The 18,819-nt window shown below is 69.6% G+C and carries 15 protein-coding genes; 14 read left to right on the top strand and 1 reads right to left on the bottom strand.

Annotation, left to right across the window (positions count from 1 at the left end):
- Positions 1-22: 22 nt before the first annotated feature.
- From ACV7NO_RS01025 to ACV7NO_RS00960, 14 genes are all read left to right on the top strand, one after another.
- A complete protein-coding gene (locus ACV7NO_RS01025; RefSeq protein WP_463404184.1) occupies positions 23-1,075 on the top strand; it encodes a TSUP family transporter in 1,053 nt (350 codons plus the stop codon).
- 117 nt (positions 1,076-1,192) lie between these two features.
- Positions 1,193-3,466: a phosphoenolpyruvate--protein phosphotransferase gene (gene ptsP, locus ACV7NO_RS01020; RefSeq protein ID WP_463404183.1), complete on the top strand. Its 2,274-nt coding sequence runs from the start codon at positions 1,193-1,195 to the stop codon at positions 3,464-3,466.
- 104 nt (positions 3,467-3,570) lie between these two features.
- The gene (locus tag ACV7NO_RS01015; protein ID WP_463404182.1) at positions 3,571-4,530 is read left to right on the top strand and encodes a helix-turn-helix domain-containing protein; all 960 of its coding nucleotides are present in this window, start codon (positions 3,571-3,573) and stop codon (positions 4,528-4,530) included.
- Positions 4,531-4,781: 251 nt separating this feature from the next.
- Positions 4,782-5,699 (top strand): hypothetical protein, encoded by a 918-nt coding sequence (locus ACV7NO_RS01010; RefSeq protein ID WP_463404181.1) that lies wholly within the window; start codon positions 4,782-4,784, stop codon positions 5,697-5,699.
- Between the two features lie 175 nt (positions 5,700-5,874).
- Positions 5,875-6,831, top strand: coding sequence for a tRNA lysidine(34) synthetase TilS (gene tilS / locus ACV7NO_RS01005; RefSeq protein WP_463404180.1), 957 nt, complete (start codon positions 5,875-5,877; stop codon positions 6,829-6,831).
- A gap of 103 nt (positions 6,832-6,934) precedes the next feature.
- Positions 6,935-8,914 carry an ATP-dependent zinc metalloprotease FtsH gene (gene ftsH, locus ACV7NO_RS01000; protein WP_463404179.1) on the top strand — a complete coding sequence of 660 codons (1,980 nt, stop codon included), beginning with the start codon at positions 6,935-6,937 and terminating at the stop codon, positions 8,912-8,914.
- The gene (locus ACV7NO_RS00995) at positions 8,911-9,282 is read left to right on the top strand and encodes a hypothetical protein (RefSeq protein ID WP_463404178.1); all 372 of its coding nucleotides are present in this window, start codon (positions 8,911-8,913) and stop codon (positions 9,280-9,282) included. Before ftsH ends, ACV7NO_RS00995 begins: the two co-directional genes overlap by 4 nt.
- A gap of 206 nt (positions 9,283-9,488) precedes the next feature.
- Entirely contained in the window at positions 9,489-10,073 is a 585-nt protein-coding gene (locus ACV7NO_RS00990; protein ID WP_463404177.1) for a F0F1 ATP synthase subunit delta, read from the top strand.
- 6 nt (positions 10,074-10,079) lie between these two features.
- The gene (gene atpA, locus ACV7NO_RS00985; protein ID WP_463404176.1) at positions 10,080-11,609 is read left to right on the top strand and encodes a F0F1 ATP synthase subunit alpha; all 1,530 of its coding nucleotides are present in this window, start codon (positions 10,080-10,082) and stop codon (positions 11,607-11,609) included.
- 131 nt (positions 11,610-11,740) lie between these two features.
- Entirely contained in the window at positions 11,741-12,622 is an 882-nt protein-coding gene (locus ACV7NO_RS00980; RefSeq protein ID WP_463404175.1) for a F0F1 ATP synthase subunit gamma, read from the top strand.
- Positions 12,623-12,703: 81 nt separating this feature from the next.
- A complete protein-coding gene (atpD, locus tag ACV7NO_RS00975; protein ID WP_463404174.1) occupies positions 12,704-14,179 on the top strand; it encodes a F0F1 ATP synthase subunit beta in 1,476 nt (491 codons plus the stop codon).
- Positions 14,179-14,730 (top strand): hypothetical protein, encoded by a 552-nt coding sequence (locus ACV7NO_RS00970; RefSeq protein ID WP_463404173.1) that lies wholly within the window; start codon positions 14,179-14,181, stop codon positions 14,728-14,730. The genes atpD and ACV7NO_RS00970 overlap by 1 nt, the downstream gene beginning before the upstream one ends.
- Position 14,731: 1 nt before the next feature.
- Positions 14,732-14,983, top strand: a complete 252-nt coding sequence (locus ACV7NO_RS00965) for an ATP synthase F1 subunit epsilon (RefSeq protein WP_463404172.1) — start codon at positions 14,732-14,734, stop codon at positions 14,981-14,983.
- Between the two features lie 128 nt (positions 14,984-15,111).
- A complete protein-coding gene (locus ACV7NO_RS00960; RefSeq protein ID WP_463404171.1) occupies positions 15,112-16,557 on the top strand; it encodes a hypothetical protein in 1,446 nt (481 codons plus the stop codon).
- Between the two features lie 49 nt (positions 16,558-16,606).
- Here the strand turns inward: ACV7NO_RS00960 and ACV7NO_RS00955 are convergent, their stop codons facing one another.
- Complete coding sequence (locus ACV7NO_RS00955) at positions 16,607-18,778, bottom strand: primosomal protein N' (protein WP_463404170.1); 2,172 nt, start codon at positions 18,776-18,778, stop codon at positions 16,607-16,609.
- Between the last annotated feature and the right edge of the window lie 41 nt (positions 18,779-18,819).

Raw genomic sequence — 18,819 nt, 5'->3', positions numbered from 1 at the left:
GAAGGGCGATAGGGGCGCTACCATGGTGGTTCTTCTCGTCTTCGTCGCTGCGATCCTGGCATTTCTGGTCAGTGCGGTGGCGGGGGGCGGCGCGGGACTGGTCCTCGTGCCGCTGCTGCGCCTGATCCTTCCGGTTGCCTCGATCCCGGGTGCGCTGTCGATCGGCACTGCGGCGAGTTCGGTGTCGCGCATCCATCTGTACCGCTCTTCGATACGCTGGGACGTGGTGCGCCGGTTCGTGCCTACCGCGCTGCCCGCCGCGGCAGCGGGCGCGTGGCTGCTGACGCTGTTCGCGCCGGTCTATGTCGAATTCCTGCTGGGGTGCTTCCTGCTCCTGAACCTGCCCGCGCTCTTTCGTCGCGATACCGGCGTGGATGCGCCGCCGATGCCGTTGGGGCGATTGCCGGTCCTTGGCGCGCTGGCGGGGCTGCTTTCGGGGTTTACCGGTGCAGTGGGCGTGGTGTTCAACCGCGCCTATTATCGGATGGGGCTGACCAAGACCGAGATCGTCGCCACGCGTGCGACCAACGAGGTCCTGCTCCACCTGCTCAAGATCGCGCTGTACGCGGCGTTCGGGCTGTTGCCGCGATCGGCGTTGATCGCCGGTGCGCTGATCGCGACCGCGGCGCTGATCGCGTCGCTGGCGTCGCGCTGGCTCCTGCCGTTGATGCGCGAGAGCGTGTTTCGCCGGATCGGCCTGCTCGCCATGGTGGCGTCGGGGATCGCGATGTTCAGCCTGTCAGGCAGCCAGATCCTGCGCATCCACGACGCCTGGGTCGCCTATGTCGCGCCGGGGGACGAACGCGAGATCCAGCTGTATTGGGGCGGCGCGCGCCTGTTCGCGGTCGAGCGCGAGACCGAGGGCCAGATCGTCGTCGAGCGCGTGGTTTCGCTGCGCCGCCTGCCCGCTGCCGTACGCGCGGCCCTTGCCACGCGCGCCCAGGGCCAGGCGGTCGCGATGGTCGAGGAGGTGTCGGGTCCGGGAATCCGATACTACGAGGTCTATTACGGGCAAGGGCCCGGACAGACGAAAGTCGAGATCGACCCGGACGGGCGGCCCCATCATAGCCGATAGACGCGGCCGACCTGCCCAGGCGAGACGCCAGCTGGTCGCCGCCTTTCGACACCGATGGCATCCGCGCAAGTTTTTGTTGCGTGGCACCCAGGCCCCCGGCCTGCTAACCGTTCGCATATGCCCTTGTCCGCCGCCGCTTCCGCCCGCGAGATCCTCGTCAACCTCCACGACGTGATGGCGGCGCGCACCAATGCGCAGGCCAAGCTCAATTCGGTCGTCCAGATCATCGGCGAGGCGTTGGATAGCGAGGTGTGCTCGATCTACCTGCTGCGCGAGGGCGTGCTGGAGCTGTTCGCGACGCGCGGGCTGGCGGAAGAGGCGGTGCACGTCACCAAGCTGGCGATGGGCGAGGGGCTGGTGGGGACGATCGCCGAGGAGGTCGAGGTGCTGAACCTCGACGAGGCGGCGAGCCATCCCGACTTCGTCTACAATCCCGAGACGGGCGAGGAGCGGTTCAGGAGCTTCGCGGGCGTGCCGATCATCCGGCGCGAGCGGGCCGTGGGCGTGCTGTCCGTCCAGCATGTCGATCCGCGCAAATATGCCGATGTCGAGATCGAGGCGCTGCAGACGGTGGCGATGGTGTTGAGCGAGCTGATCGCGAATGCGGGGCTGATCGACGCGCCCGGTGTCGCGGGATCGCGGGTGCAGTCGACCGCGGCGGAGCGGCTGCCAGGGCAGAAGCTGGTCGACGGGATGGCGGCGGGGTGCGCGGTGTTCCACCAGCCGCGCGTGACGATCGAGCATACCGTCGCGGAGGATACCGAGGCGGAGCGCCACCGCGTCTATGCGGCGTTCGACAAGATGCGCGAGGGCATCGACCGGATGGCGCGCGAGGCCGAGTTCGGCGTGGCGGGCGAGCATGTCGAGGTGATCGAGACGTACAAGATGTTCGCCTATGACGAGGGCTGGGCGCGGCGGATCAACGAGGCGATCGATTCGGGGCTGACCGCGGAGGCCGCGATCGAGCGCGTCCAGCAGCGTACCCGCCAGCGGATGCGCCAGATCGACGATCCGTTGCTCGCGGACCGGATGCACGACCTGGAGGACCTGTCGAACCGCCTGCTGCGGATCGTGTCGGGCCAGATGGGGACCGCGGCGCAGATGGGCCTGCGGCAGGACACGATCCTGATCGCGCGCAACCTGGGGCCGGCCGAACTGCTGGAGTATGACCGGCGGCGGCTGAAGGGCGTGATCCTCGAGGAAGGCTCGCTGACTGCGCACGTCACCATCGTCGCGCGCGCGATGGGGGTGCCGGTGCTGGGGCGGGTGCGCAATGTGCGCCGGGTGATCGCGGAGGGCGACATGCTGCTGCTCGACGTAACCGCGGGCAACGTGTTCGTCCGACCGTCGGGCGCGATGGAGGAGGCGTTCGACGCCAAGCTGGTGCTGCGCCAGAAGCGCAAGGCCGCCTATGCCGCGCTGCGCGACGTGCCGCCGGTGACGAAGGACGGCGACCGCATCACGCTGATGGTCAATGCCGGGCTGCGCGACGACGTCGCCGCGCTCGACCTGACCGGGGCGGACGGGATCGGCCTGTTCCGCACCGAGTTCCAGTTCCTCGTCTCCGCCACGCTGCCGCAGCGCGAGCGCCAGCAGAAGCTGTACAAGGACGTGCTCGACGTGGCGGGAGACCGCCCGGTGATCTTTCGCACCGTCGATATCGGCGGCGACAAGGCGCTTCCCTATCTGAAGGAAGAGGCGGAAGGGGAAGAGAATCCCGCAATGGGGTGGCGCGCGCTGCGGCTGAGCCTCGAGCGCGACGGGCTGATGAAGGCGCAGGCGCGCGCACTGCTGGAGGCGGCGGCGGGGCGCACGCTCCACGTGATGTTCCCGATGGTGAGCGAGGCGTGGGAGTTCGACGAGGCCAAGGCGCTGTTCGAGGCGCAGCGCGACTGGATCTCCGGACGCAACCGGCGACTGCCGAACGAGATCAAGTACGGCGCGATGCTGGAGGTGCCGGCGCTGGCGTACCAGCTCGACCTGCTGCTGCCGAACATCGATTTCCTGTCGGTGGGGACGAACGACCTGACGCAGTTCCTGTTCGCGGCCGATCGCGCGAACCCCAAGCTGGCGGACCGCTACGACTGGCTGAGCCCGTCGATCCTGCGGTTCCTGCGGCGGATCGTCGTGCCGACGCGCGATGCGGGGGTGACGCTGGGCGTGTGCGGCGAGATGGGCGGGCGACCGCTGGAGGCGATGGCGCTGATCGGGTTGGGCATCGAGCGGCTGTCGATCACCCCGGCGGCGGTGGGGCCGGTGAAGGCGATGATCCGCAGCCTCGATCGCGCGAAGCTGGCGGCGGCGATGGCGCCGTTGCTGGCGACGCCGCCGCGCGACATGCGCGGGGCGCTGGCGGCATGGGCGGCCGCGGAGGGCGTCGAACTGGCCTGATCGCCCGACCAAAACCCCGTTCGGCTGATTGACAGCAAGTTTGGGCTCTGTGAGACGGGGCGCACGGGGCACTTCCTTACAACCTCAAAAGTGCGGAGACTGGAATGAGCGACGCCGGACCCGGCGACGACACGGCGCGGCTTCCCGACACGGTCGGGGTGCGGCTGCGTGCGGCCCGCGAGGCGCAGGGGCTGTCGCTTGCCGAGATCGGGGCGCGGACCCGCGTTCCGCTCCGCCATCTCGAGGCGATCGAGGCGGCGAACTATGCGGGCCTGCCGTCGGCGACTTATGCGATCGGATTCGTGCGCGCCTATGCCCGCGTCGTCGGCGCGGACGAGGTGGAACTGGCGCGCGACGTCCGCGCCGAGATCGCAGCGACCCCGCGCGTCACCCCGCAATACCAGCCCTATGAGATCGCGGACCCCGCGCGGGTGCCCTCGCGCGGGCTGGTGATCGTGGCGGCGGGTCTGGGCCTTGCGGTGCTGGTGCTGGCGATCCTGTATTTCGCGACCGGATTGTTTCGCGGGACGGGCGGTGCGAGCGCGCCCGAGGCGGCGACGCCGCCGGTCGCGGTGGGCGTGCCCGCCGCCGCGCCGGTCGCGGCGCCCGCTGCGCCGACCGGCGGGCAGGTGCGGCTGACCGCGAACGGCGAGGTGTGGCTGCGCGTCTACGATGCGGACAACAAGACCTTGTATCTGGGTACGATGAAGCCCGGCGAGTCGTTCGACGTGCCGCAGGACGCCAAGGCGCCCAAGATCAATGTCGGCCGCGCGGACAAGCTGGTGGTGACGCTGAACGGTGCCGCGGTGCCGGCGCTGGGCACCGGGGAGCGCGCGATCAAGGACGTCGCGGTCGACGGCGCATCGATCGCGGCGCGACTGGGCGGCGCGACGCCGGTGGCCGCGCCGTCGCCGAGCCCCTCGGCAGCCTCGACCACCCGCGCGACGACGACGCGGCGACCTGCGACGACCAGCGCGCGCGAAACGACACCGCGGCCGCGCGCGAGCGCCTCGCCCGACGCGCCCGAGAACCTGCTGCCGCCGGCGTTCCGCAACGGGGCCTGATCGGGCTGGCGTAGGCGTCACCCTGGACCTGGTCCGGGGCCACTCATCCGGTGAGGCTGCGGCCTGAGGTTCGGGCGGGAGCGATCGCGGCAAGCTGGACCCCGGATCAAGTCCGGGGTGACGGGGTTTGTGTCTCGTTATCGCCTGACGGCAGCATTGCATCATGCGACCGGCGTCCTCGCCTTAAGGCTGGCGACAGCTTCGCGTTTCTAGCTATAGCGGGACAAACCACTGCACCGGGGGGTGATCCTATGCGCCAGTTCCTTTTCGCCACCGCCGCTCTCGCGACCGTGGCCGCCGCGATGCCCGCCGCCGCGCAGACGGGGCTCGACGGGCGCGTCGGCAAGCTGGAGAGCGAGATGCGCGCGGTGCAGCGCAAGGTGTTCCCGGGCGGGGGCACCTATCTGGAGCCGCAGATCACCCAGAGCCAGGCGCCCGCACGCGAGATCGGCAGTGCCGCCTCCGCGCCGATCGCGGACCTGACGCAGCGGGTGACCTCGCTGGAGGGGCAGATCGCGACGATGACGGGGCAGATCGAGCAGAACCAGTTCCGCCTGCGCCAGCTGGAGGACAGGTTCGCAGCGTACAAGCGCGAAACCGACGCCAAGCTGACGGAGGCGCAGCGCGCCGAGCCCGCGCCGATCGTGTCGTCCGGCCGCGACGCCGCCAGCGTCGCCGCACCGATCGCACGGCCGACGGTGAAGCCGGGTGCCGCTGTCGCCGTCAAGGAGACGGCATCGGCCGCACCGATCGCGGGGTTCGAGCGTCCGTCGACCGGGGACGCGGCGGAGGATGGCTACCTCTATGGCTATCGCCTGTGGCAGGCGAAGAAATATCCCGAGGCCGAGGCGGCGCTGAAGAAGGTGGTGGCGGACCATCCCAAGCATCGCCGCGCGAGCTATGCGCAGAACCTGCTTGGCCGGGCGTATCTCGACGAGGGCAAGCCGAGCCTCGCGTCGATCGCGTTCTACGACAGCTACAAGAAGTTTCCCGAGGGCGAGCGTGCGCAGGACAGCCTGGTGTATCTCGCGCAGGCGCTGGTGAAGCTCAAGAAGCCGGCGGATGCGTGCAAGGTCTATGGCGAGCTGAGCGACGTCTATGCGGGCAAGCTGACCGCGGCGCAGCAGGCCGAGATCGTGCGCGGGCGCGCGGCGGCGGCGTGCAAGTGACTGCGGCGCCCAATTGACGCCCTGTCCGTCATCCCGGCGAAGCATGTCCTGAGCGCCTGCTTGCAGGCAGTCGAAGGGGCCGGGATCCACGCCGTCTATCGAACCGAGACTGGCGGACTTGCGGCGAGGTGGATCCCCGGCATTCGCCGGGATGATGGACAGGAGTGAAGCGTAGATGAGCGACGACATCGCCCGCTTCGCCGCCGATGTCGAACGGCTGGTCGGCCCGCCCGACGGCGTTGCGCTCGCGGTGTCGGGCGGGCCGGACAGCATGGCGCTGCTGACGCTTGCCGCGGCGACGTTTCCCGGGCGGGTGAGCGCGGCGACGGTCGATCATCGGCTGCGCGGCGGGAGTGCGGACGAGGCGGCGATGGTCGCGGCGCACTGTGCCGCGATCGGGGTGCCGCACGCGACGCTCGTCCCCGATGCACCGATCGCGGGGGCCAGTTTGCAGGCGCAGGCGCGGGCGGCGCGCTATGCGGTGCTCGCGCGCTGGGCTGACGGCGCGCCGATCGCGACCGCGCATCATGCCGACGACCAGGCGGAGACGTTCCTGATGCGCGCCGCGCGAGGCAGCGGGCTGTCGGGGCTCGCCGGGATCCGCGCCGACGTGGCGATCGGCGCCGCGCGGGTGATCCGGCCGCTGCTCGACTGGCGGCGCGCGGAGCTGCGCGCGATCGTGCGACGGGCGGGGGTGCCCTTCGTCGACGATCCCGCCAATGCCGACGACCGGCACGACCGGACGCGGTTCCGCCAGCTGCTGGCGGGGCATGAGTGGCTCGATCCACCGCGGCTCGCGCGCGCTGCGGCGGCGCTGGCGGAGGCGGATGCGGCGCTGCGTGCGACCGCGGACTGGGTGTGGGATGCGCACGCCGAGATCGGCGACGCGAGCGTGACGCTGCGGGTCGACGGCGTGCCGCGTCCGCTGCTGCGGCTGCTCGCCAGGCGCGCGATCGGCGTGGTGCGCGCTGCTGCCGCGATCGACGCGCCCGCCTGGTCCGACGCCGCCAATATCGAGCCCCTGCTCGACGCGTTGGCGGGCGGCAGGCGTGCGACGCAGGCGGGGCTGCTGGTGTCGCCGGGCAAGCGTGGGTGGCGGTTTCGCCCCGCCCCGCCGCGTCGGGCGAATTGACGCCCGCCGCGGCGATCGCACCGATCGACGGTCCCTGCGTCGCTGTTCCATTGCCATTAACCTGCCTCCGCCTACATAGTGCGGTGTGAAAGGTCCCTCGCGCATGAACGACAACGACAAGCCCAACCCCGGCGGTAACGACAATGGGGGCGGCGGCGGCCAGAACCCGTGGATGAAGAGCCTGCTGGTGTGGGTCGGCATCCTGCTGGCGCTCGCGGTGGTCGTGACGCTGTTCGACGGGCGGTCGACCGCGGCGGCGGGGAATACGATCGCCTACTCCACCTTCCTCGACAAGGTCGACGAGGGGACCGTCAAGGACGTGACGATCTCGCGCGATACGATCGCGGGGACGCTGTCGTCGGGCGACAAGTTCCGCACCGATCCGGTCAGCGATCCGCAGTTGACCGACCGGCTGCGCAAGGCGGGCGTCCAGATCTCGGGCAAGCGCGACGAGGGCCCGTCGATCTGGATGGTGCTGTTGTATCAGTCGCTGCCGTTCATCCTGATGATCGGGCTGGCGTTCTTCGTGTTGCGCCAGATGCAGAAGGGCGGCGGCGCGGGCGGCGCGATGGGGTTCGGCAAGAGCCGCGCGAAGATGCTGACGCAGAAAGAAGGCAAGATCACCTTCGAGGACGTGGCGGGCATCGACGAGGCGCGCGAGGAGCTGGAGGAGATCGTCGAGTTCCTGAAGGACCCGACGAAGTTCGCGCGGCTGGGGGGCAAGATCCCGAAGGGTGCGCTGCTGGTCGGCTCGCCGGGCACCGGCAAGACGCTGCTGGCGCGCGCGATCGCGGGCGAGGCGGGCGTGCCGTTCTTCACCATCTCGGGCTCGGACTTCGTCGAGATGTTCGTCGGCGTCGGCGCGAGCCGCGTGCGCGACATGTTCGAACAGGCCAAGAAGAGCGCGCCGTGCATCGTCTTCATCGACGAGATCGACGCGGTCGGCCGTCATCGCGGCGCAGGGCTGGGCAACGGCAATGACGAGCGCGAGCAGACGCTGAACCAGCTTCTCGTCGAGATGGACGGATTCGAGGCGAACGAGGGCATCATCATCATCGCCGCGACGAACCGCCCCGACGTGCTCGATCCCGCGCTGCTGCGTCCGGGCCGGTTCGATCGCCAGGTCGTGGTGCCGCGGCCGGACATCGACGGGCGCGTCAAGATCCTCGAAGTCCATATGAAGAAGGTGCCGCTGGCCCCCGACGTCGATTCGCGCACGATCGCGCGCGGCACGCCGGGCTTCTCGGGTGCGGATCTCGCCAACCTCGTCAACGAGGCGGCGCTGACCGCGGCCCGCAAGGGCAAGCGGCTGGTCGCGATGGCCGAGTTCGAGGAGGCCAAGGACAAGGTCATGATGGGCGCGGAGCGGCGTTCGATGGTGATGACCGACGACGAGAAGCGGATGACCGCCTATCACGAGGCGGGGCATGCGATCGTCTCGATCCACGAGCCCGCGTCGGACCCGATCCACAAGGCGACGATCATCCCGCGCGGTCGCGCGCTGGGCATGGTGATGCGCCTGCCCGAGCGCGATTCGTACAGCTATCACCGCGACAAGATGTATGCGAACCTGGCGGTGGCGATGGGCGGGCGCGTCGCCGAGGAAATCATCTTCGGCTATGACAAGGTATCGTCGGGCGCGTCGGGCGACATCCAGTACGCGACGGGCCTCGCGCGCGACATGGTGACGAAGTGGGGCATGTCCGACCGGGTGGGCCCGGTCGAATATGCGCAGCCCGAGGGCGAATCGTTCCTGGGCTATTCGTCTTCCCAACCGGTGCGCATGTCCAACGCGACCGCGCAGCTGATCGACGACGAGATCAAGTCGATCGTCGAGGGCGGTCTGGCGCGCGCCAAGCAGCTGCTGACCGACCATGTCGACCAGCTCCACCTGCTGGCGGGCGCGCTGCTCGAATACGAGACGCTGTCGGGCGACGAGATCAAGCGGCTGATCGCGGGCGACACGATCGGACGGATCGACAGCGGCCCGAAGGCGCCGCAGGTGCCGTCGGCGGGGACATCGATCCCCAAGACGCGGCGGCCGTCCGGCCCGTTCGGCAACCCGGCACCGGCGGGCGCGTGAAGCCGGTTGCCGCGACGGTCGTCGCAGCCTCGATCGCGGTCGTCGCGACGCCCGCGGCGGCGGCGATCGACGTGTCGACCTTCCTCGCCAAGGCCAATGCGCTGAAGGCGAAAGGGCCGATGGCGCTGTTCTCGTCGGACCTTGGCCTGTTGAAACGCGAATCGGCGGCGGCCGCAGAAGCGCTCAAGGCGGACAAGGCGCGGCGCAAGGCGGCCGGACAGCCGCCGCTCTATTGCACGCCCGAGGGTGCGAAGATGGGCGCCGGCGAGTTCCTCTTCGGGATGGAGACGATCCCCCCGGCAGAGCGCGGAATGAGCCTGCAGGCCGGGATGGCACGGATGCTGGCAGCGAAATATCCCTGCCGCTGACCGCGGCGGCCGAGCGCTCCGAACGCGCATCGACGCCACCGCCCGGTTGCATCCCCCGCCCCCCGATGCTACGCGCCCGCCATCCCAGCGGTCCGCGCCCCACCCGGCGCGCGATTTCGCGCGGGGGCCATAGGAGTGGCCGGGGAGGGGACGATCTTCTCGCCGACACTTGCCCAACCCTTGTCGGTACGAGGAATTGACGTCGCGTGGAGACATCCAGCGGTAATCACGGCAGCGCCAATCAAGGCGGTAGCATTCAGGCGAGCCTGGGCGGTCGGTACGCGACCGCGCTGTTCGACATCGCGCGCGATTCGAAGACGATCGGCGAGGTCGAGGCCAGCCTGCGTGCGGTGCAGGGTGCGCTCGACCAGTCGGCCGAGTTCAAGGCGCTGACGCTGTCGCCGCTCGTCGCGCGCGACGCCGCCGCCAAGGCGATCGCCGCCGCCGCCGAGGCGATGGGGGTCGACCAGACCACCCGCAATTTCCTGGGCGTGCTCGCGGAAAACCGGCGGCTGGGGCAGCTGCCGCAGATCATCCGCGCGTTCCGCACGCTGGCCGCGCAGCATCGCGGCGAAGTCGCCGCCGAGGTGACGAGCGCGCATCCGCTCGACGACAACCAGGTGATCGAGCTCAAGCACCAGCTGCGCCAGCGCGTGGGGCGCGACGTCTCGGTCGATCTGTCGGTCGATCCCGCGCTGCTGGGCGGGCTGGTCGTCCGCATCGGCTCCCAGATGATCGATTCGTCGATCCGTACCCGTTTGAATGCGCTCGCCAGCGCGATGAAAGGCTGACGTAAGATGGACATCCGCGCCGCAGAAATCTCGAAGATCATCAAGGACCAGATCGCCAATTTCGGCACCGAGGCCCAGGTCAGCGAGACCGGCCAGGTGCTGAGCGTCGGCGACGGCATCGCCCGCATCTTCGGGCTCGACAACGTCCAGGCGGGCGAGATGGTCGAGTTCTCGAACGGCGTGCAGGGCATGGCGCTCAACCTCGAGGCCGATAACGTCGGCGTCGTGATCTTCGGGTCGGACTCGGAGATCAAGGAAGGCGACACCGTCAAGCGCACCGGCACGATCGTCGACGTCCCCGTCGGCAAGGGCCTGCTCGGGCGCGTGGTCGACGGCCTCGGCAACCCGATCGACGGCAAGGGCCCGATCGTCGCCGAGAAGCGCAGCCGCGTCGAGGTGAAGGCGCCGGGCATCATTCCGCGCCAGTCGGTCAGCGAGCCGATGCAGTCGGGCCTCAAGGCGATCGACGCGCTGGTGCCGGTCGGCCGCGGGCAGCGCGAGCTCATCATCGGCGATCGCCAGACCGGCAAGTCCGCGGTCGCGATCGACGCGTTCATCAACCAGAAGACCGCGAACGCGGGCGACGACGAGAAGAAGAAGCTGTACTGCGTCTATGTCGCGGTCGGCCAGAAGCGCTCGACCGTCGCGCAGCTCGTCAAGACGCTGGAGGAGAACGGCGCGATGGAGTATTCCATCGTCGTCGCCGCGACCGCATCGGAGCCCGCGCCGCTCCAGTTCCTCGCGCCCTATACCGGCACCGCGATGGGCGAGTATTTCCGCGACAACGGCATGCACGCGCTGATCGTGTTCGACGATCTGTCGAAGCAGGCGGTCGCGTATCGCCAGATGTCGCTGCTGCTGCGCCGTCCGCCGGGCCGCGAGGCGTATCCGGGCGACGTGTTCTATCTCCACTCGCGCCTGCTCGAGCGTGCGGCGAAGATGTCCGACGCGAACGGCGGCGGCTCGCTGACCGCGCTGCCGATCATCGAGACGCAGGCGGGCGACGTGTCGGCCTACATCCCGACCAACGTGATCTCGATCACCGACGGCCAGATCTTCCTCGAGACCGACCTGTTCTTCGCGGGCATCCGCCCGGCGATCAACGTCGGCCTGTCGGTCAGCCGCGTCGGCTCGGCCGCGCAGACCAAGGCGATGAAGAAGGTGTCGGGCTCGATCAAGCTGGAGCTGGCGCAGTATCGCGAGATGGCGGCGTTCGCGCAGTTCGGTTCGGACCTCGACGCGTCGACGCAGAAGTTGCTCAACCGCGGCGCGCGGCTGACCGAGCTGCTCAAGCAGCCGCAGTTCAGCCCGATGCCGTTCGAGGAGCAGACCGCGTCGATCTTTGCTGGCACGCAGGGCTATCTGGACACGGTGCCGGTCGAGGCGGTGGTGCGCTACGAGGCGGCGATGCTCGCCGATCTCCGCGCGAACCATGCGGGCGTGCTGACCAAGATCCGCGAGACGCGCGACCTGGGCGACGAGGCGAAGGCGGGGCTGAAGGCTGCGCTCGACGCGTTCGCCAAGACGTTCGCATAAGGCGACCAAGGACCGTACCCAACCCCGTTCGCCCTGAGCTTGTCGAAGGGCTGCACTTCTTGCTCGTCGAGTAGAAGAAAGAAGGACAGGGCTTCGACAAGCTCAGCCCGAACGGGACCAGTGGATTAGACATGGCATCACTCAAAGCCCTCAAGGTCAGGATCAACTCGGTCAAGTCGACCCAGAAGATCACCAAGGCTATGAAGATGGTCGCCGCCGCCAAGCTGCGCCGTGCGCAGGAAGCGGCGATCGCCGGGCGCCCCTATGCCGAGCGGCTCGAGGGGGTGATGGCGCGGCTCGCGTCGACGATCACCGTCAGCGAATCGAGCCCCAAGCTGCTCGCGGGCACCGGCAAGGATCAGGTCCACCTGATCGTCGTCGCGACGTCGGAGCGTGGACTTGCGGGTGCGTTCAACACCAACATCGTCCGTGCCGCGCGCAAGAAGGCGGAAGAGCTGGAGCGTGCGGGCAAGACGGTGCGCTTCTATCTGGCGGGCAAGAAGGGGCGCGTGCTCAAGCGCTTCTACCCCAATGGCATCGTGGTCGATCATGAGCTCGGGCAGCACAAGGTGCTCGGCTTCGAGCAGGCGCGCGAGATCGCGGACGACCTGATCCGCCGGTTCGAGGCGGGCGAGTTCGACGTGGCGCACCTGTTCTACGCCAAGTTCCAGTCCGCGCTGGTCCAGATCCCCACGGGGATGCAGATCATCCCCGTCGCGGTGCCGACCGGGTCGGTCGCTGCTGCCAACGATGGTGGCGCCGCGGTCGAGTACGAGCCGGACGAGGAGTCGATCCTGGCGGACCTGCTTCCGCGCAACGTCGCGATCCAGATCTTCCGCGCGATGCTGGAGAATGCGGCGTCGGAGCAGGGCAGCCGGATGAACGCGATGGACAATGCGACGCGCAACGCGGGCGACATGATAAATCGCCTGTCGATCCAGTATAACCGCACCCGCCAGGCCGCGATCACGACCGAGCTGGTGGAAATCATTTCCGGAGCCGAGGCGCTCTAAACTCCATTGTGCTCCCGCGAAGGCGGGAGCCCAGACTGGACCCCCGCCTTCGCGGGGGTACAACAAGAAGGCAGACGACCGATGGCAACCGCCGCTGAAGATATCCGCCAGACCACTGGCACGACCAACAATACCGGCCGCATCAGCCAGGTGATCGGCGCGGTCGTCGACGTGCATTTCCCCGATGCGCTGCCCGCGATCCTGTCGGCGCTCGAGACCGACAACAACGGCAACCGCCTCGTCCTCGAGGTCGCGCAGCATCTGGGCGAGAACACCGTCCGCACGATCGCGATGGACGCGACCGAGGGGCTGACGCGCGGCCAGACCGTGACCGACACCGGCGCGCAGATCACGGTTCCGGTGGGTCCTGCGACACTGGGCCGCATCCTGAACGTCATCGGCGAGCCGATCGACGAGCGCGGACCGGTCAACTCGGCGCACCATTCGCCGATCCACGCCTCGGCGCCGCTGTTCGTCGACCAGTCGACCGAATCGTCGATCCTCGTCACCGGCATCAAGGTGATCGACCTGCTTGCGCCCTATGCGAAGGGCGGCAAGATCGGCCTGTTCGGCGGCGCGGGCGTCGGCAAGACCGTGCTGATCCAGGAACTCATCAACAATATCGCGAAGGGCCATGGCGGCACCTCGGTGTTCGCGGGCGTCGGCGAGCGGACGCGCGAGGGCAACGACCTGTATCACGAGTTCCTCGACGCCGGCGTCATCGCCAAGGATGCCGAGGGCAATCCGCAGTCGGAGGGCTCGAAGGTTGCGCTGGTGTTCGGCCAGATGAACGAGCCCCCCGGGGCACGCGCCCGCGTGGCCCTTTCCGGCCTGACGATCGCGGAGTATTTCCGCGACGTGGAAGGCCAGGACGTGCTGTTCTTCGTCGACAACATCTTCCGCTTCACGCAGGCGGGCGCGGAAGTGTCGGCACTGCTGGGCCGCATCCCGTCGGCGGTGGGCTATCAGCCGACGCTGTCGACCGACATGGGCGCGTTGCAGGAGCGGATCACCTCGACCAACAAGGGCTCGATCACCTCGGTGCAGGCGGTGTACGTGCCCGCGGACGATCTGACCGATCCGGCGCCGGCGACGTCGTTCGCGCATCTCGATGCGACGACGGTGCTCAACCGGGCGATCTCGGAGCTGGGCATCTACCCGGCGGTCGATCCGCTCGACTCGACGAGCCGCGTGCTCGAGCCGCGCGTCGTCGGGCAGGAGCATTACGAGACCGCTCGTGCGGTCCAGTCGCTGCTCCAGCGCTACAAGTCGCTGCAGGACATCATCGCGATCCTGGGCATGGACGAGCTGTCCGAGGAGGATAAGCTCACCGTCACGCGCGCGCGCAAGATCCAGAAGTTCCTGTCGCAGCCGTTCCACGTCGCGGAGGTCTTCACCGGCATCTCGGGCAAGTTCGTGGCGGTCGAGGACACGGTCCGTTCGTTCAAGGCGGTGGTCGACGGCGAATACGATCATCTGCCCGAAGCGGCGTTCTACATGGTCGGCGGCATCGACGAGGCGGTCGCCAAGGCCGAGAAGATGGCGCAGGAGGCGTAATGCTCGCGCTGGCCCTGACGGTGGTGGCGATGCAGGCGGTGACGCCTGCGCCCGCGCCGTCGGGTCAGGGTGGGGTCGCCGTGGCAATCGATGCGTGCGACGCGTGGATCGAGCGGCCGGCGACATGGTCCGGTGCGATCGAGGCGTTCCCGGACAAGGCGGGATTCGCTGGGCGGATCGTTGCCGTCCCCTCGATCCCGCCCGCCGCGATGCCACCGGCGGACTGGCTGGTGGCGTCGCATTACTGGTACGCGGCGACCGAACAGGGCGGTATTTTCGTCACTGTGTCCGATCGCAAGCCGCTGTGTAACGCGGTCGGCGGCGCGGCGGGCGATGTCCAACCGGAGGTCGAGGCGGCGCTGGCACGGCCCGGCTTCGTTCGGCGCTGGACGGTCGTATCGGATACGGTCACGGACGACATGCGCAGCACGCGCTATGCCAGCAAGGCCACCCCAAAGCTGTGGATGATGGTGACGCGCGCGGTCAAGGCCGGGGAGCGTCGGGATCGACCGCAGGTGGCCGTCACTCTTCAGATGGATAGCGAAAAGTAAGATGCTCCACTTCGAACTCGTGACCCCCGAAAAGCTCGTGCGTTCGGAAGAGGTCTATATGGTCACCGTCCCCGGCTCCGAAGGTGATTTCGGCGTTCTCGAGGGGCACGCGCCGGTCATGTCGACGATCCGCGACGGCGACCTGCTCGTCCAGACGTCCGCGACCAGCGCGCCCGAGCCGATCGCGATCCGCGGCGGGTTCGCGGAGGTGAACGCGCGCGGGCTGACGGTGCTGGCCGAGCATGCGGGCTGAGGCCTTCGTCTTGCGATTGTCGCCGGGATCTGGTCATCCGCAGCGTATCAGTAGTGAGCGCCCCGGCTTTCGCTGGGGTGACGGTTTCCGGGCGGTTGACTTAACCCGCCGCTAACCAAGCGTGCAGCATGGTCCGCACCGTGCGCGACGCGTCCTCTTTTCCGACCCCGGCCGTCACGACGCTGCTGATCGCGGCCTTCGCGATCGCGCTTCGCGTCCATCTGCTCGGCGATCCGATCGCGGGGGTGGACGAGCAATTCTACCTTCTCGTCGGTGACCGGATGTGGGACCGGGCGGTCCCCTATGTCGACCTATGGGACCGCAAGCCCGTCGGGCTGTTCCTGATCTATGCCGCGTGCCGGGCGCTGCCCGGCGACGGGATTCTCGCCTACCAGCTCGTCGCCACCGCGTGCCTCGCCGCGACCGGATGCATCGCGGCGGCGATCACGCGGCGCGTGGTGTCGCCGCTGGCGGCGCTGGCGGCGGGGCTGGTGGTCGTGCTGTACGGCGTGCTGATCGGGGTCGGGTTCGGAGAGGCGCCGATCTTCTATGACCTGCCGATCGCGGGGGCAGCCTTTTTGCTGGCGTCGCGGGGCGATCCCGCGCGCGCGCGCGGCGTGGCGGCGATGGTGCTGGCGGGGCTGGCGATCACGATCAAGCCGACCGCGGCGTTCGAGGGGGTGGCGTTCGGACTGTATCTGCTCGACGCGGGGCGGCGCGCCGGGCTGACGCGCTCGGCGCTGGCGCGTCGCGCGGCGGTCGCGATCGCGGCGGGGCTGGCGCCGATGCTGGCGATCGCGGCGTGGTATACGGCGGCAGGGCAGTTCGATGCGTTCTGGTTCGCCAACATCGAATCGATCTTCCGCAAGCAGGGTGGCACCTCGCGCGAGAGCATGGCGGCGCTGGTGGCGTGCCTGATCGTTCTCGTGCCGCTGGCGGTGCCTGCGATCGTGGGAGCCCGGCGGATGGCCGGGCCCGCGCGACACCTGCCGGTCGCGTGGCTGGCAGCGAGTGCGGCGGCGTTCGTCGCGATCGGATTCTTCCATTTTCATTATGCGCTGCCGATGGTGACGCCGCTGGCGATCCTGGCGGCGGCAGGGCTCGGGCGGTGGAGCGCGCGGGGCGTCGTCGCGGCGGCGGGGGCGTTCGCGCTGGTGTCGGTCGCGTATGACAGCGGGCAGCGGGGACGGGACAGGGGAGACGTGGCGGCGCTCGCGGCGATGCTTCCGGCCTCGGTGCGGCGCGACTGCCTGTTCGTCTATGAGGGACCGACGATCCTGTATCATCGCACCGAAGCGTGCCTGCCCGGGCGCTATGTCTTTCCGGGGCACTTCACCGATCCGGCGGAGGCGGCGGCGCTGGAGCGTCCCGCGGCGGAGATCCTGCGCGCGACGCTGGCGCGCGCGCCGGCGGCGATCGTATCGGTTCCGCGTCTGCGCGAGGGCGGGGAGGCGACCGCGAACGACCGGATCCTGTCGGCGGCGCTGGCGCGGGACTATCGCGCGGTGGGCGCGCGATCGGTGCGGTTGTATGGCGGGCGGCGGGTCGAGGCGGTCGTCTGGGTGCGGCGATAGCGCGCGTGATGACGGAGCGATCCCGGCGTTCGCTGGGATGACGGGTGGCTTACAGGAAGCTGTAGGGATCGACGTCGACCGCGACGCGGACCTTTGCGGGCCAGTCGATCGTCGCGAGCCACGCGCGGATCACGTCCTGCACGTCGAGCGCGCGGCGGGCGTGGACGAGGAGGCGGTAGCGGTGGCGGCCGCGGAGCATCGCGAGGGGGGCGGGGGCGGGGCCGTAGACCGCCATGCCGTCGACCGCGGGCGCGGCGCGACCGATCGCGCGCGCGGTGTCGTGCGCGGCGTTCTGGTCCTCCGACGAGACGACGATCGCGGCGTAGCGGCCGAAGGGGGGCGCGCCCGCCTCGCGCCGTGCCTCGGTTTCCGCGGCGTAGAAGGCATCGGCATCGCCGGTGACGAGCGCCTGCATCACCTGCGCCTTGGGGCTGTGCGTCTGGATGAAGACGTGCCCCGGCTTCTCGCCGCGGCCGGCGCGGCCCGACACCTGCCGGATCTGCTGGAAGGTGCGCTCGGCGGCGCGCAGGTCACCGCCGTCAAGCCCGAGATCGGCGTCGACCACCCCGACGCAGGTGAGGTTGGGGAAGTGATAGCCCTTCGTCACCAGCTGCGTGCCGACGACGATGTCGATCGCGCCCGCCTCCATCCGCGCGACGAACTCGCCGGCCTTTGCCGGGCTCCAGATCGTGTCGCTGGTGACGATCGCGGTCTTCGCCTCGGGCCAGAGCGCCGCGACCTCGTCCGCGATCCGCTCGACGCCGGGGCCGCAGGCGACGAGCGACTCCTCGTCCTTGCATTCGGGGCACGCGCGCGGGGTCGGCTCGACATGCCCGCAATGGTGGCAGGCGAGCCGGCGGACGAGGCGGTGCTCGACCATCCACGCGGTGCAATTGGGGCACTGGAAGCGGTGCCCGCACGTCCGGCAGAGCGTAAGCGGGGCGTAGCCGCGACGGTTGAGGAACAGCAGCGACTGCTCGCCGCGCGCCAGCGTCGCGTCGATCGCCTGGACCAGCGGGGGGGCGAGCCAGCGCCCGCGCTCCGGCGGATCCGCGATCAGGTCGATCGCCGCGATCGTCGGCATTTCCGCAAGGCCGTAGCGGCCGGGCAGCTTCACCTCGGCATAGCGGCCGATCTCGACCTGCTGGCGCGTCTCGATCGCGGGGGTGGCGCTGGCGAGGATGACGGGGCACGCCTCGAACAGCCCGCGCATCACCGCGACGTCGCGCGCGTGGTAATGGACGCCCTCCTCCTGCTTGAAGCTCGTCTCGTGCGCTTCGTCGACGACGATCAGGCCGAGCCGGGCGTAGGGGAGGAACAGCGCGGAGCGCGCGCCGACCGTCACGCGTGCCTCGCCGCTGGCGATCGCGCGCCAGGCGCGGCGGCGCTGGGTGGAGCGCAGGCCCGAATGCCATGCGACGGGCTCGCAGCCGAACCGGTCGTGGAAGCGCTTGAGGAACGGCTCGGTCAGCGCGATCTCGGGGAGGAGGACGAGGACCTGCCGGTCGTCGCGGATCGCCTGTGCGACGGCTTCGAAATACACCTCGGTCTTGCCCGATCCGGTGACGCCGTCGAGCAGGGTCGGACGGAAGGCCTGCGCGGCGACATCGGCGGCGAGCGTGGCGGCGGCGGCGCGCTGGTCGTCGGACAGGACCGGGGGCGCGTGCTCGGGATCGGGGACGGGGAAGGGCGCGTCGATATCGACCTCGACCGCCTCGAGTGCGCCTGCGTTCACCAGCCCGCGGATCACCGCGTCGCTGACCTCCGCCAGCGCGGCGAGCTCGCGGATCAGGCCCTGCCGCTCGCCGATCTTCTCCAGCGCCTGCGTGCGTTGCGGGGTCGCCCGTGCGGGCGCCTCGCCGGTCGCGCGATACTCGACCGTGCGCCGGGCGCCCTCGAGCGCGGCGGTGGACGACAGCGCCATCCGCACCACCGCGGCGGGGGAGGCCAGGTAATAATCGGCGGTCCATTCGACCAGCCGGCGCAGCGGCGCGGCGATCGGAGGGGCGTCGGCGACCGCTAGCAGGTTGCGCAGGCGGTTGTCGCCGACCTCTGCATCGGACGGCATCCGCTCCGCCTCCCACACCACGCCGGTCAGCTGGCGGGGGCCGAGGGGGGCGACGACGATCGAGCCGGGCTCGACCTGCATGCCGTGCGGCACGCGGTAATCGAGCGGGCCGAGCGCGGCGTTCAGGACCAGGACACGGGCACGGCTGCTCATCGCACCGCATATGGGCGCTGTCGGCGGTCGCGGGAACCCCG

The organism is Sphingomonas sp. Ell38C01, from assembly GCF_055231975.1.
The sequence above is the reverse complement of the archived record's forward strand: the minus strand, read 5'-3'. Positions and strand labels throughout refer to the sequence as shown.

Coding starts and splice junctions, on each gene's coding strand:
- ACV7NO_RS01015 (WP_463404182.1), top strand. CDS start 3,571: ATGAGCGACGCCGGACCCGGCGACGACACGGCGCGGCTTCCCGACACG.
- ACV7NO_RS01025 (WP_463404184.1), top strand. CDS start 23: ATGGTGGTTCTTCTCGTCTTCGTCGCTGCGATCCTGGCATTTCTGGTC.
- ACV7NO_RS00970 (WP_463404173.1), top strand. CDS start 14,179: ATGCTCGCGCTGGCCCTGACGGTGGTGGCGATGCAGGCGGTGACGCCT.
- ACV7NO_RS00980 (WP_463404175.1), top strand. CDS start 11,741: ATGGCATCACTCAAAGCCCTCAAGGTCAGGATCAACTCGGTCAAGTCG.
- atpD (WP_463404174.1), top strand. CDS start 12,704: ATGGCAACCGCCGCTGAAGATATCCGCCAGACCACTGGCACGACCAAC.
- ptsP (WP_463404183.1), top strand. CDS start 1,193: ATGCCCTTGTCCGCCGCCGCTTCCGCCCGCGAGATCCTCGTCAACCTC.
- ACV7NO_RS01010 (WP_463404181.1), top strand. CDS start 4,782: ATGCGCCAGTTCCTTTTCGCCACCGCCGCTCTCGCGACCGTGGCCGCC.
- atpA (WP_463404176.1), top strand. CDS start 10,080: ATGGACATCCGCGCCGCAGAAATCTCGAAGATCATCAAGGACCAGATC.
- ACV7NO_RS00960 (WP_463404171.1), top strand. CDS start 15,112: ATGGTCCGCACCGTGCGCGACGCGTCCTCTTTTCCGACCCCGGCCGTC.
- ftsH (WP_463404179.1), top strand. CDS start 6,935: ATGAACGACAACGACAAGCCCAACCCCGGCGGTAACGACAATGGGGGC.
- tilS (WP_463404180.1), top strand. CDS start 5,875: ATGAGCGACGACATCGCCCGCTTCGCCGCCGATGTCGAACGGCTGGTC.
- ACV7NO_RS00955 (WP_463404170.1), bottom strand. CDS start 18,778: ATGAGCAGCCGTGCCCGTGTCCTGGTCCTGAACGCCGCGCTCGGCCCG.
- ACV7NO_RS00965 (WP_463404172.1), top strand. CDS start 14,732: ATGCTCCACTTCGAACTCGTGACCCCCGAAAAGCTCGTGCGTTCGGAA.